This window comes from Aquimarina sp. BL5, assembly GCF_003443675.1.
In the GTDB taxonomy this organism is placed as follows: domain Bacteria; phylum Bacteroidota; class Bacteroidia; order Flavobacteriales; family Flavobacteriaceae; genus Aquimarina.
In genome coordinates this window covers 3,524,452-3,537,097 of the sequence record NZ_CP031963.1, presented here as the reverse complement: position 1 = coordinate 3,537,097, position 12,646 = coordinate 3,524,452, and the positions used below count along the sequence as shown (strand labels likewise).

Annotated in this window: 14 protein-coding genes; 12 read left to right on the top strand and 2 right to left on the bottom strand. The window is 33.1% G+C overall.

All coding sequences use genetic code 11. The annotated features are described in order from the left end of the window. The first annotated feature begins 8 nt into the window (after positions 1-8). The 6 genes from sufB (at position 9) to D1818_RS14765 (ending at position 5,665) form a co-directional block, all read left to right on the top strand. The gene (gene sufB / locus D1818_RS14790) at positions 9-1,454 is read left to right on the top strand and encodes a Fe-S cluster assembly protein SufB (protein WP_118459763.1); all 1,446 of its coding nucleotides are present in this window, start codon (positions 9-11) and stop codon (positions 1,452-1,454) included. A 26-nt stretch (positions 1,455-1,480) separates the two neighbouring features. Next, positions 1,481-1,900: a hypothetical protein gene (locus D1818_RS14785; RefSeq protein WP_199726254.1), complete on the top strand. Its 420-nt coding sequence runs from the start codon at positions 1,481-1,483 to the stop codon at positions 1,898-1,900. Positions 1,901-1,931: 31 nt separating this feature from the next. After that, complete coding sequence (gene sufC, locus D1818_RS14780) at positions 1,932-2,684, top strand: Fe-S cluster assembly ATPase SufC (protein ID WP_118459762.1); 753 nt, start codon at positions 1,932-1,934, stop codon at positions 2,682-2,684. A 2-nt stretch (positions 2,685-2,686) separates the two neighbouring features. Beyond that, positions 2,687-4,000 carry a Fe-S cluster assembly protein SufD gene (sufD, locus tag D1818_RS14775; RefSeq protein WP_118459761.1) on the top strand — a complete coding sequence of 438 codons (1,314 nt, stop codon included), beginning with the start codon at positions 2,687-2,689 and terminating at the stop codon, positions 3,998-4,000. A gap of 61 nt (positions 4,001-4,061) precedes the next feature. Next, a complete protein-coding gene (locus D1818_RS14770; RefSeq protein ID WP_233558490.1) occupies positions 4,062-4,688 on the top strand; it encodes a DUF2306 domain-containing protein in 627 nt (208 codons plus the stop codon). Further along, on the top strand, positions 4,685-5,665 hold the full coding sequence (locus D1818_RS14765) for a YARHG domain-containing protein (RefSeq protein WP_118459760.1): 981 nt from the start codon (positions 4,685-4,687) through the stop codon (positions 5,663-5,665). Before D1818_RS14770 ends, D1818_RS14765 begins: the two co-directional genes overlap by 4 nt. A 49-nt stretch (positions 5,666-5,714) precedes the next feature. On the opposite strand, the gene D1818_RS14760 is transcribed toward D1818_RS14765, so the two are convergent. Then, positions 5,715-7,067, bottom strand: coding sequence for a serine hydrolase (locus D1818_RS14760; RefSeq protein WP_118459759.1), 1,353 nt, complete (start codon positions 7,065-7,067; stop codon positions 5,715-5,717). Between the two features lie 78 nt (positions 7,068-7,145). Here D1818_RS14760 and D1818_RS14755 point away from each other — a divergent pair, with 78 nt between their 5' ends. From D1818_RS14755 to D1818_RS14735, 5 genes are all read left to right on the top strand, one after another. Beyond that, on the top strand, positions 7,146-8,360 hold the full coding sequence (locus D1818_RS14755; protein WP_118463781.1) for an aminotransferase class V-fold PLP-dependent enzyme: 1,215 nt from the start codon (positions 7,146-7,148) through the stop codon (positions 8,358-8,360). Between the two features lie 95 nt (positions 8,361-8,455). Further along, positions 8,456-8,878 carry a SufE family protein gene (locus tag D1818_RS14750; protein ID WP_118459758.1) on the top strand — a complete coding sequence of 141 codons (423 nt, stop codon included), beginning with the start codon at positions 8,456-8,458 and terminating at the stop codon, positions 8,876-8,878. Positions 8,879-8,927: 49 nt separating this feature from the next. After that, positions 8,928-9,254: a DUF59 domain-containing protein gene (locus D1818_RS14745; RefSeq protein ID WP_091406545.1), complete on the top strand. Its 327-nt coding sequence runs from the start codon at positions 8,928-8,930 to the stop codon at positions 9,252-9,254. An 18-nt stretch (positions 9,255-9,272) separates the two neighbouring features. Beyond that, complete coding sequence (locus D1818_RS14740) at positions 9,273-9,782, top strand: DUF2480 family protein (protein ID WP_118459757.1); 510 nt, start codon at positions 9,273-9,275, stop codon at positions 9,780-9,782. Between the two features lie 192 nt (positions 9,783-9,974). Further along, the gene (locus D1818_RS14735) at positions 9,975-10,931 is read left to right on the top strand and encodes a DUF3078 domain-containing protein (RefSeq protein WP_118463778.1); all 957 of its coding nucleotides are present in this window, start codon (positions 9,975-9,977) and stop codon (positions 10,929-10,931) included. A 65-nt stretch (positions 10,932-10,996) separates the two neighbouring features. On the opposite strand, the gene D1818_RS14730 is transcribed toward D1818_RS14735, so the two are convergent. Continuing rightward, a complete protein-coding gene (locus D1818_RS14730) occupies positions 10,997-11,440 on the bottom strand; it encodes a GNAT family N-acetyltransferase (RefSeq protein ID WP_199726253.1) in 444 nt (147 codons plus the stop codon). A gap of 171 nt (positions 11,441-11,611) precedes the next feature. Between D1818_RS14730 and D1818_RS14725 the strand changes: the two genes are divergently transcribed. Further along, positions 11,612-12,637: a DUF3078 domain-containing protein gene (locus D1818_RS14725; protein WP_118459756.1), complete on the top strand. Its 1,026-nt coding sequence runs from the start codon at positions 11,612-11,614 to the stop codon at positions 12,635-12,637. Positions 12,638-12,646: the final 9 nt, after the last annotated feature.

Sequence of the window (12,646 nt, the reverse complement as noted above, 5' to 3'; positions counted from 1 at the left end):
TTACTAAGATGGCATATACCGAAGACGACTTAAAAAAAGAATTAGAGACCAAAGAATACGAGTATGGATTTTATACTGATATAGAATCCGATACATTCCCCGTTGGTCTAAATGAAGATATTGTTCGTGCAATTTCCAAGAAAAAAGAGGAACCAGAATGGATGACAAACTGGAGACTCGAGGCCTTTCGTATTTGGGAACAGATGGAAGAGCCAGAATGGGCAAATGTAAACTATGAAAAGCCTAATTTTCAGGACATAGCCTATTATTCTGCTCCTAATAGTAAACCAAAATATGACAGTCTGGATGAAGTCGATCCAGAATTATTAGATACTTTCAAACGACTTGGAATATCTCTGGATGAACAAAAAAAACTAGCAGGAGTTGCAGTAGATATTGTGATGGATTCCGTATCTGTAGCAACAACCTTTAAAGAAACACTTGGTGAAAAAGGTATTATTTTTTGCCCTATTTCTGAAGCAATACAAGAACATCCTGAGCTGGTAAAAAAATATATCGGTTCTGTTGTTCCACAAAAGGATAATTTTTATGCAGCTTTAAATTCTGCAGTATTTAGTGATGGTTCCTTTTGTTATATTCCTAAAGGTGTGAAATGTCCAATGGAATTATCTACATATTTTAGAATCAATCAAGCAGGTACAGGTCAATTCGAGCGTACATTGGTAATTGCTGATGAAGGCAGCTATGTAAGTTATCTCGAAGGTTGTACAGCACCATCAAGAGATGAAAATCAATTGCATGCAGCAGTAGTAGAACTTATAGCATTAGATGATGCAGAAATTAAATATTCTACTGTGCAGAACTGGTATCCTGGTAATGCCGAAGGAAAAGGTGGTGTTTTTAATTTTGTGACAAAACGTGGTATTTGCGAAAAAAATGCTAAAATCTCTTGGACACAAGTAGAAACAGGATCAGCAGTAACTTGGAAATATCCTTCTTGTATACTTAAAGGAGATAACTCTGTAGGTGAATTTTACTCTATAGCCGTAACCAATAATTATCAGCAAGCCGATACGGGAACTAAGATGATCCATTTAGGTAAGAATACTAAAAGTACGATTATCTCCAAAGGAATTTCTGCTGGAAAGTCTCAAAATAGTTATCGAGGGTTAGTACAGATTAATAGCAGAGCAACTAATGCTCGTAATTTTTCTCAATGTGATTCTTTACTTATGGGCAATGAATGTGGCGCTCATACGTTTCCCTATATTGAAGCAAAGAATAAAACTGCTCAAATAGAACATGAGGCTACTACCAGTAAAATTGGAGAAGATCAAATCTTTTACTGTAACCAAAGAGGTATTGATACAGAAAAAGCAATTGCATTGATCGTTAACGGTTTTAGTAAAGAAGTATTGAACAAACTCCCAATGGAATTTGCAGTAGAAGCCCAAAAACTTTTAGAAATTTCTCTAGAAGGTTCTGTAGGATAAAGTGTTTAACTAACAAACTCACATAAATGAAAAAACCATTTCTTCTCATCATTGTAAGCCTATTAATTTTTTCTTGTAAAAACGAAAAATCAACTTCATCATCTGATTCTGATATTGAATCTAGCCTGATTCGCGGAGAATATATATTAATTGATAACGCGGGTGTTCTAAAAGGTAAAGATTTTATTTATGGAGTAATCATTGATGATATGGCACATGAATTAGCTAAAAAAGTAAAGCCATTACAAAGAGAAGAATATGATATGGTGCCTGTAGTAATTAAGGGTATTATAAAACCTAATACAGAAGATGGTTGGCCACAGGTTGTAGAGATAAAAGAGATTGTTGGTGTGAGCGAGCCAACAGAAGAATTGCCAACAAAGATAAAATCCTCAGACTCATTACAAGAGTCAAGTGAAACAGGACATGAAGGTCATAATCACTAAAAATTTATTTAAAAAGATATAAAAACAGAAGATGTTAGAAATTAAGGATTTGCACGCTAGCGTTGAAGATAAAGAAATCTTAAAAGGTCTTAACCTACACGTAAAAGCAGGAGAAGTTCATGCAATAATGGGTCCTAACGGTGCCGGTAAAAGTACATTAGCCAGTATAGTTGCAGGAAAAGAAGAATATGAAGTTACGGAAGGTAATATCCTGCTAAATGGTGAAGATATCGAAGAATTGGCGGCAGAAGAACGTGCTCATAAAGGTGTTTTTCTTTCGTTTCAGTATCCGGTAGAGATTCCTGGTGTTACCGTTACTAATTTCATGAAAACCGCGATTAATGAAACTAGAAAAGCACAAGGTCTGGAAGAAATGCCAGCCAAAGATATGCTTAAGAAAATTCGAGAGAAATCTGAATTGCTAGATATTGATCGTAAATTTTTATCTCGTTCTCTTAACCAAGGGTTTTCTGGTGGTGAGAAAAAACGAAATGAAATATTTCAGATGGCGATGATGGAACCTAAACTAGCTATTTTAGATGAAACTGATTCTGGATTAGATATTGATGCATTACGTATTGTAGCTAATGGTGTAAATAAACTGAAGAGTGAAGACAATGCTATTATTGTAATTACTCACTATCAGCGTTTATTAGATCATATCGTACCTGATTTTGTACACGTTTTATATGACGGTAAAATAGTTAAGTCTGGAACTAAAGAATTAGCTTTAGAATTAGAAGAAAAAGGATACGATTGGATTAAAGAAGAGATAAACGCATAGTTATGGAGCTGAAAGAAAAATTAATATCTTCTTTTCTTGCTTTTGAAAATACAGTAGATGTAGATGCTCCTGTTCATGATATCAGAAGTCAAGCTATAAAAGTATTTGAAGAAAAGGGGTTTCCTACTAAAAAAGAAGAAGCCTGGAAGTATACTTCATTAAATGCTATTTTGAAGCATGACTATAGTATTTTTCCAAAAGAAGAGAATGCACTAGAGTTTAAAGATGTAAAAAAGTACTTTCTTTATGATCTAGATACTTATAAAATTGTATTTATTGACGGTAAATATTCTTCTCATTTATCTGAAACTACTCATGATAAGATTGATGTTTGTTTAATGTCTTCGGCTTTAAGTCATGAAAAGTATAAGCCTATTATTGATAATTATTTTAATAAGATTGCTCCAGAAGACGGCCTTACCTCTTTGAATACAGCTTTCTCTAAAGAAGGAGCGTATATTTATATATCAAAGAATAAGCAGGCCGATAAACCGATACAAATCATTCATTTTTCTACAGGAAAAGAATCAACACAGCTTTTACAGCCTCGTAACCTTATCGTAGTCGAAGAAAATTCGCACGTGCAGATTATTGAGCGTCATCAAAGCTTAACGGAAAACCCTGTTTTAACGAATTCGGTTACAGAAATTTTTGCTGATAAAAGAGCCTTTGTAGACTATTATAAAATTCAGAATGATAGTGAGAATGCTTCGCTGATAGATAATACACATATCCAACAACAAGCGCAAAGTGTAGCCTCAGTACATACATTTGCATTTGGAGGTAATGTGACTAGAAATAATCTAAATTTTTATCAGAAAGGCGAAGGAATTGATTCTATACTTAATGGAGTTACAATTATCGAAGGTAAACAACATGTAGATCATAACACCTTAGTGCATCACACAGAACCAAATTGCGAAAGCCATCAAGACTATAAAGGTATTTTTGACGAAAGAGCAACAGGTGTATTTAATGGTAAAATTATTGTGAATAAAGAGGCTCAGAAAACTAATGCTTTTCAGTCCAACAACAATATTTTACTAAGTGATAAGGCTACCATTAATTCTAAACCACAGTTAGAGATTTTTGCAGACGATGTAAAATGTTCTCACGGCTGTACCATTGGTCAGTTAGATGAACAAGCATTGTTCTATATGAGATCCAGAGGAATTGGAGAAAAAGAAGCAAGAGCCTTATTAATGTATGCTTTTGCCAATAATGTATTAGAAAGTGTAAAAATACCTCAGCTAAAACAACGAATTAATAAATTGATTGCCAACAAGCTTGGTGTTGATATTGGATTCGATTTGTAGAAAAGAATAATCGTAATACATACTAAACCTCTTCATATATTTGTTGAGGTTTTTTTATTTTATGCAGAAAGCTACCGTATATCAAATAGTTCTCCTGATACTTTATACCTTCTTTTGTGTATTGATGTTTCAGATTACGCTTCAATATTTTCCTATTGACTTTGATGTGGCGTTTTTAAGAATCAAGCAGCAGTATATTCATTCCGCACATTATAAAATTGCATTTTATATTCACGTTACATTCTCTGTTTTTTCCTTATTTGCAGGCTTTACTCAATTTTCTAAAAAAATAAGAACAGAGTACACTAAAGTTCATAAAGTTGTTGGCTGGATATATTTGGTTTCTGTATTACTTCTTGCGGCTCCATCGGGACTGATTATTGGATATTATGCTAACGGTGGGTTCTGGTCTCAACTCGCCTTCTGCTTACTAGCTATTGGTTGGTTTTGGTTTACTTTAAAAGCTTTTTGGGCTCTTAAACAACAAGATTATCAAAAACATCAAATTTTTATGATCAGAAGTTTTGCGCTAACATTATCTGCTATAACTTTACGATTATGGAAATACTTGATTGTTTTGGTTTTTCAGCCAAGACCCATGGATGTATATCAAATTGTAGCCTGGTTAGGTTGGGTATTAAATCTAATTATCGCCGAAATTATTATTCTAAAATATATTAAAAAATGAAAAACACCATCTTCTTAGTATTCGTTCTACTCTTTATCTCTTGCAAAAAAGAAGTACAAAAAGAAAAGACAGAAACAACTCCGATCATTGAAAATGAAACTACAACCAAAGAAAGCGAGGCTACTCAGGTAGAAAATAATGAGGTGGTTGAAAAAGTTTCTAAAACTATTAATCAACAAGAAAACCCAATAATTACTTTTGAAAAAAGGGTGTTTGACGAAGATTCTGATCATCAGGGTCTACTTGGCTTTTATGTAGGAAGTTTTAATACTGTTAATTACCAAAGTGTTTCAGAAAAAAATGGCTCATATTCCAATAAAATCAATATTTCCATAGATCACATAAAAAGAGATTCTTTATTCGGTCATTCTGTAGTCGCTGGTAATGCCAGACCATTTAAAGGAAAATTTAATTCAAAAACTTTGTTTGCAGAAGTTGTAGAACCAGGTGATGATAAATATGATGGTGTTTTTGAATTTACATTAGACCCTGAAAAGACAAGAGTTAAAGGAATCTGGATTGCAAATGACAAAAATTTGGCGGTTCCTAAAAGAGATTACAACCTAAAAAAGAAAGAGTTTAAATATGATTCAAAATTAAATTTAGATTTTGATGTTGACTACGATTATAATTTAGCTCTTTATGATTCTCAAGATGAAGAAGGTGGAGAAATGGAAGCAATAAGTGCAAAAGTTATTGGAAAACTTAATGCCTCGACTGAAAAATTAACCAATCAAAATATAGAAAATTTAAATAAAGGAGAGTTAGAAGTGCTTCGAAATCTAATTTATGCCAGACACGGCTATTCTTTTAAAAATCGTAAAATGCGTTACTTTTTCGACACAAAGGTAAATTGGTACATTCCCGTATCTACAGATGTTAGAAGTCAATTAACTGATCTTGAAAAGAAAAACATTGATCTTATTAAACGGTATGAGCAACACGCAGAGCGATACTATGATTATTTTGGGAGATAAAATGAAACACTATAGACCTTTCAGCTTTTAAAAACCTGTGAGGTCTATCCTATTGTATCGAGCTAACGATCTCCTTCAAGAACGTATTAAAATCTACTCCAGCGTCACCAATTAATCCAAAACGTACAATTACTAGATCTTTAGAAGGGATAATAAATACACGTTGTCCCTGAAATCCATTTGCAGAATACATGTCTCTGGGAGCATCAGGATAAAAACCTCCTGAATTCAACCAAAAATGACCACCATAATCACCTTCTGATGTTGGGCTTGGAGTCGTTACATAATCTACCCAATCAGGGTTAAAAATTTGTTCTCCATTCCAATTTCCTCTATGAAGGTATAACAACCCGAATCTTGCCCAATCTCTAACTGTTGCCCAAGCGTATGAAGAACCCACATAATTACCTGCCATATCCGTTTCCATAAGCATAGAGTGCATTCCTATCTTATCAATAAACTCTCGATACGGAAAATCAAGATACTCCTGATAACTATCAAACTGTTTTCTCAAAATTCCTGATAACAAATTAGAAACACCAGATGAATAATACCAATACTCATTAGGCTTATGAATCGCCTCTTTATAAATCTGAGGCTTCGTCATATCTTCATCTATATATAACATTGTTGTTGCATCAGAGATAGATCCATAGTCTTCATCCCATGCTAAACCACAATTCATCTGTAACAAATTATTAATTGTTATCTCCTTTCTTTCATCATTCTCCCATTCTTTTATGGGTGCCTTTTGGTTAATATTAATCTTACCTTGTTTTTGCAATATTCCATAATTTGTCGCCAATACACTTTTAGTCATGGACCAACCTAGTAGAATAGAGTTTTGGTCTAATCCATCCGCGTATTTTTCTGCTATTATCTGATCTTTATGAATGACCAAAACAGCTCTTGTCTTTTTAATACGCGCTCCTTCTTTATCAAAAATCGAGTTGACAACATCATTTATTTTATTATAATCAATAGAAGTAAACACCGTATCTTTTTGAGGCAAATCTCCATAAGGAAATGGTAGGTTGGTTTTTGATTTACTTCGCGTAGGTGTTACATAAGGAGCTTTTTCATCAAAATCATCATTAATCAATACACTCCCTAATCCTTCTCTAAAAATTGCTTTCCTTTCTTTTAGTCCAAAAACAGATGCAATTGCAGATTTTTCAGTTGTATTTACTTCATCATCCGCTAGGTTGACTGGAGCAAAATTGTTGTCATTAACATCCGTAAATTCCACAGTACGATTTCCGATAAAAACAGAAGAAGCCATATTCTTAGCAGAATACCCAGAAAGTATCGTAAGTTTAGGATAGTTCCAAAAAACGGAGACAACTATAAGCCCAACAATTCCTATGAACCCATATCTTAAAATCTTTTTAAATCGTTTCATTGTGTAAAGTGTTAAATCCTTTTAAAAATAAACAATATCACTTAGAAATAGTTCCTATTTTTGCAGAAAGAAATTGATATGCTAGATGTACAGAAAATACGAAAAGATTTTCCTATTCTGAAAAGAGAAGTAAACGGAAAACCTTTGGTATATTTTGATAATGCAGCCACATCACAAACTCCACAAGTAGTGATAGATGCAATTGTAGATTATTACAGCAATTACAACGCTAATATTCATCGGGGTGTACATACACTATCACAAGAAGCTACTGATGCCTATGAAATTGCACGTAAAAAGGTGCAACAACATTTTAATGCAAAACATCCATACGAAATTATCTTAACCTCTGGAACAACGCATAGCATTAATATTGTTGCAACAGGTTTCACCAATTTACTAGCTAAAGGAGATGAGATTATCGTTTCGGCTTTAGAGCATCATTCTAATATTGTTCCCTGGCAAATGCTCTGTGAAAGAACAGGAGCCATTCTTAAAGTTATTCCTATGAATGAAGAAGGAGAACTCTTAATGGATGTATATGATCAATTACTTTCTGACAAAACCAAACTAGTTTTTACTAATCATATTTCTAATGCTTTAGGAACTATTAATCCTATCGAAGAGATTATACAAAAAGCTCATAATGTCGGCGCTGCTGTATTAATTGATGGAGCACAATCTTGTCCTCATATTAAACCAGATGTTCAGGACTTAGATGTGGATTTTTATGTGGCTTCTGCCCATAAACTTTGTGGACCTACAGGTGTTGGTTTATTATATGGAAAAGAGGAATGGCTTAATAAATTACCCCCCTACCAAGGTGGAGGCGAAATGATTGATCAAGTAACTTTCGAAAAAACAACCTACGCTGGTCTTCCTCATAAATTTGAAGCAGGAACACCTAATATTTGTGGAGGTATTGCTTTTGGGGTAGCATTAGATTATATGAACAGTATTGGTTTTGACAACATTGCTGAGTATGAAAATGAACTATTAGACTACGGAACTAAAAAACTTTTAGAAATAGAAGGATTAAAAATCTACGGGACTTCTAAAAACAAAACCTCTGTTATTTCATTTAATATAGATACTATCCATCCTTATGATATAGGTTCTATAGTGGACAAATTAGGTGTTGCCGTTCGTACTGGCCACCATTGCGCGCAGCCTATAATGGATTTTTATAAAATTCCTGGTACCATTCGCGCTTCTTTTTCTTTTTATAATACCAAAGAAGAGATTGACATTCTGGTAGAAGCCTTAAAAAAGGCAAAAATGATGTTGAGTTAAAAAAATCAAGCCATTAGTTAATACTATCTTATCATTGATAGAAAGTATTGAATAGCAAAGATTCATGTTGTATTTTTGTCAAAAATTGTAAGTATATGTCCATACAAGAACTTCAGGAAGAAATTGTTGATGAGTTTAGCATGTTTGATGACTGGATGCAGCGCTATGAATACATGATAGATCTTGGTAAATCACTTCCTTTAATTGAAGAGAAATATAAAATTGATGAAAATATCATAAAAGGTTGTCAAAGTAAAGTTTGGGTTCATGCAGAAATGAAAGACGACAAAATCGAATTTACTGCCGATAGCGATGCTATAATAACCAAAGGTATTATTGCCATTCTTATCAGAGTTTTTTCTGGTCAACACCCGAAAGATATTATGGATGCAGATACCGCTTTTATTGATGAAATTGGTTTAAAAGAACATTTATCACCAACCAGAGCAAACGGATTGGTGAGTATGATCAAACAATTAAAAATGTATGCTATTGCATACCAAACACAATTGAATTAACATTCGTTGTCTGACTGAGCTTGTCGAAGTCAACTAAAATATAAGAAATATGAGTGAAACTAATATAGATACTACAGAGCTTGGAGAAAAAATTGTACGCGTACTGAAAACAATTTATGATCCAGAAATTCCTGTTGACATATATGAACTAGGGTTGATATATGACGTTTTTGTAAATGAGGACTATGATGTAAAAATTCTTATGACGCTTACATCTCCTAATTGTCCGGTTGCAGAATCATTACCAGAAGAGGTTAAGGAAAAAGTAAAATCTTTGGATGCTGTAAATGATGTAGAGTTAGAACTTACCTTTGAGCCAACCTGGACACAAGATCTAATGAGTGAAGAAGCAAAGTTAGAACTAGGTATGCTTTAAAAAACATATATCAGCAAAATGGCAGAAGAAATTATCAATAGAGTCGCTAATAACACTAAACTATTCACCATTGATTTGGAGGACTATTATCCAGAAGGTGATCGTATCTTGTTTGATATAAAAGATTGGCTTTTTGAAGGTTTTATTCTTAAAGAAAAAGATTTCAGAAAATACGTATCTGATCACGATTGGAGTCAGTATCAGAATAAGTATGTTGCTCTAAGTTGCTCGACAGATGCTATTATTCCCGGTTGGGCATACCTATTATTGACAAGCTCATTAATGCCTTTTGCAAAAAAGGTAGCTGTTGGATCATTAGAAAACCTAGAAACCATTCTCTATACGGGTATTATCAACGCACTTGATGTTTCAGAATATCAAGATAAACTTCTAATTATAAAAGGGTGTTCTAATAAACCTGTTCCTGAGAGCGCATATATAGAGCTTATCCAAAAACTACAACCAGTTGCTAAAAGCATCATGTATGGAGAAGCTTGCTCCTCTGTGCCTCTATTTAAGAGAAAATAGATCATTTCATCCCATAAAACTGCTTTTTATCGAAAATTGTTTTAACAATTACTTCGTTTTAAATTGAAAAACGTTACTTCAAGTATATTTGCCAACGCAAAATTTTACATAAATCTTGAACTTGTTTTTGCAAAAGCTTTCTTAAAAAAGACTTCTTTAGATGTAAAGACAAACTACTTAAAACTATTAATTATGAAAAAAATCGTATTCTCATTTATTCTTCTATTGGCTGGTATCCATACAGGATTTGCACAAACAGAAGAAGAGTTGAAAACAAAATTATCTGCAAAGAAAGATTCTATTGCAGCAATACAAGGAAGAGCTAATGCAATACAATCGCAAATAGATGCACTACCAGGATGGAAAATTGGCGCTTTTGGTACTATTGGAGGAAGTCTTTCTGGATTTAATAATTGGTATTCTCAAGGGATTCCTGATAATGATGCAGGAACTATAGGTATTACTGTAAATGCATATGCGAATTTATTACAAGAAAAATACTTTTGGCGAAATAGTGCCACTGTTAATCTTGCTTGGGTAAAATTAGATGACAAAAGTAATGATGATAACCCTGATCCTTTAGTAACAGATGATAAAAACTTCCAAGAGTCAACAGATGTATTCAATATTACTTCTCTATTTGGTTATAAATTAACCGAAACTTTAGCAGTATCTACTCTAGGAGAATATAGAACAACATTATTAAATAATTTTAATGATCCGGGCTATTTAGATCTTGGTGTGGGTGCTACTTGGACTCCCATTAATAACTTAATAGTGGTTGTACACCCTCTTAACTACAATTTTGTATTTAGCAAAGGAGCTGCAGAATATGAGTCTTCTTTAGGAGCCAAAATCGTTGCAGACTATACGCGTAAAATAGGAGCCATCAACTTTAAAACCAATCTTTCTGCTTTCTTAAGTTATGAAGATGGTGATTATTCTAACTGGACTTGGACCAATTCTTTTTCTTATACTTTATGGAAAGCAATTGGTGTAGGGTTTGATTTTGGTCTTAGAAAAAATAAACAAGAAGCATTTAATAATGCATTGACTCTGGACCCGTTACCTACCCCAACTCCAACACTAGAAAACACGGATAATAAATTACAATCTTTCTGGAACCTTGGACTGAGTTACTCTTTCTAAGTAGAAAATCTTTTATTACTAAAAGAGGCGTTTAGGTTATCTAGATGCCTCTTTTTTTATTTCTATCATTTCTTAAACTGCATATGAAATTCATATTGATCTTCTCCAATAATACAAAAGCCATTTCTTTCGTATAAATATCTCGCAGGGTTTTCTTTTAGAACTTTCAGTAGTATATTTTTATCAAGAGACCCTGATAATTGTATCATATCGTTAAGAAGGTAGTTACCAATCCCTTTTCCCTGATACTTCGGTAGTATCTGAAACTGAAGTATTTCTATAGCATCTTTGGTTTCAATATATTTTAATAAACCTACTTTTTCGTCCAATTGTTTTATGATATACGCTGCATTAAAATGAATTTTTACTCTGGATAAGTGCTGATCATCTGTTAAATACAGTCCTGCTTTTTTTAGATATTCAACCATTGTTAATTTTCTCAATTTTAATAGAAATAACGTGTCTGAATCTTTTGCCTTGACCAATTTTATATCCATCTTCCTTTTCATATAGATAATTTTAGCATTCTTTCCCTTTAAATTTGTAACATCTATATAAAATAGTAGTTTTTTTACTGATACCAACTAAAAAACAACCATTTAGTAACACTACTCAAACGTATTTTGAATAAGCAATGTACATGAAGTATATTTGTGCCTTGCCATAACTTTGCAGTATCTATGAGGAAATTAGTTTTTATACTTTTCTTATTCTTTTTTGTTTCCAAAATTTTTAGTCAGGAAAAAAAAGAGGTAAAACAACTAGACTCTATTCAGGTTCGTTTAGCAAGGTCTTTAGATAGTTTACTAAAAGACACACCAAAGGAGCTTAATGTTATTGTATTAAAAGGCCTGTTAAAAAAATTAAATCCTAAACCTGTTAAAAAACCGCATATTGGGTGGAAATCTTTCGGAAAGTTTTCCTTTTTCTTTAATCAATCTGCTTTTAACTATGATTGGCAAGGTGGTGGAACCTCTAATATTGCTGGTAATGCTACTCTTAATTATGAATTTAACTACAAAAAAAATAGCCTAACTTGGGATAATAAAGTTTTAGCAGATTATGGTCTTACATTTTTAAAGGGAGAGAATTTTGCTCGCAAAACCAATGACAGATTAGAATTAAATTCTAGATTGGGACAACGAATTGGCGAGAGTTTCTGGAACTATTCATTGTTTGTTAATTTTCGATCTCAGTTTGCTAAAGGATATAGCTTTAGTAAAGACCCGGATACTGATGAAACCATACGTACTGAAGAAACTAGTTTCTTTTCTCCAGCCTTTATACAAATTGGTCCTGGACTATTATGGAAAAAAAGTGACGATTTCAATGTCAATATCGCTCCTGTAACTTCTCGTATGATTTTCGTTGATAATCAATTTACAAGCATTCCTGATTATGAGGATGGGGATTATTTTGGAGTAGACGAAGGTAGGAGTTCTCGATTTGAATTTGGTGGGTCCCTATCAGCATATGCCAAATTTCAAGTAATAAAAAACATTACTATGGAAAACATTCTTAATCTATACTCTAATTATATAGAAGATCCTTATAACGTAGATATTGATTATACCTTAAACTTAAACCTGGTAGTGAACAAGTACATTTCCGGAAGCTTTGTCTTTCAGGCAATCTATGACGATAATGCTACCAGTGGCTTCCAAATCCGAGAAGTTCTTGGACTTGGACTTAATTATGAGTTTTAAAATATAACC

Excerpts from the sequence above, each read along its gene's own strand:
- sufB (WP_118459763.1), top strand. The coding sequence starts at position 9 with ATGGCATATACCGAAGACGACTTAAAAAAAGAATTAGAGACCAAAGAA.
- D1818_RS14785 (WP_199726254.1), top strand. The coding sequence starts at position 1,481 with ATGAAAAAACCATTTCTTCTCATCATTGTAAGCCTATTAATTTTTTCT.
- sufC (WP_118459762.1), top strand. The coding sequence starts at position 1,932 with ATGTTAGAAATTAAGGATTTGCACGCTAGCGTTGAAGATAAAGAAATC.
- sufD (WP_118459761.1), top strand. The coding sequence starts at position 2,687 with ATGGAGCTGAAAGAAAAATTAATATCTTCTTTTCTTGCTTTTGAAAAT.
- D1818_RS14770 (WP_233558490.1), top strand. The coding sequence starts at position 4,062 with ATGCAGAAAGCTACCGTATATCAAATAGTTCTCCTGATACTTTATACC.
- D1818_RS14765 (WP_118459760.1), top strand. The coding sequence starts at position 4,685 with ATGAAAAACACCATCTTCTTAGTATTCGTTCTACTCTTTATCTCTTGC.
- D1818_RS14760 (WP_118459759.1), bottom strand. The coding sequence starts at position 7,067 with ATGAAACGATTTAAAAAGATTTTAAGATATGGGTTCATAGGAATTGTT.
- D1818_RS14755 (WP_118463781.1), top strand. The coding sequence starts at position 7,146 with ATGCTAGATGTACAGAAAATACGAAAAGATTTTCCTATTCTGAAAAGA.
- D1818_RS14750 (WP_118459758.1), top strand. The coding sequence starts at position 8,456 with ATGTCCATACAAGAACTTCAGGAAGAAATTGTTGATGAGTTTAGCATG.
- D1818_RS14745 (WP_091406545.1), top strand. The coding sequence starts at position 8,928 with ATGAGTGAAACTAATATAGATACTACAGAGCTTGGAGAAAAAATTGTA.
- D1818_RS14740 (WP_118459757.1), top strand. The coding sequence starts at position 9,273 with ATGGCAGAAGAAATTATCAATAGAGTCGCTAATAACACTAAACTATTC.
- D1818_RS14735 (WP_118463778.1), top strand. The coding sequence starts at position 9,975 with ATGAAAAAAATCGTATTCTCATTTATTCTTCTATTGGCTGGTATCCAT.
- D1818_RS14730 (WP_199726253.1), bottom strand. The coding sequence starts at position 11,440 with ATGAAAAGGAAGATGGATATAAAATTGGTCAAGGCAAAAGATTCAGAC.
- D1818_RS14725 (WP_118459756.1), top strand. The coding sequence starts at position 11,612 with ATGAGGAAATTAGTTTTTATACTTTTCTTATTCTTTTTTGTTTCCAAA.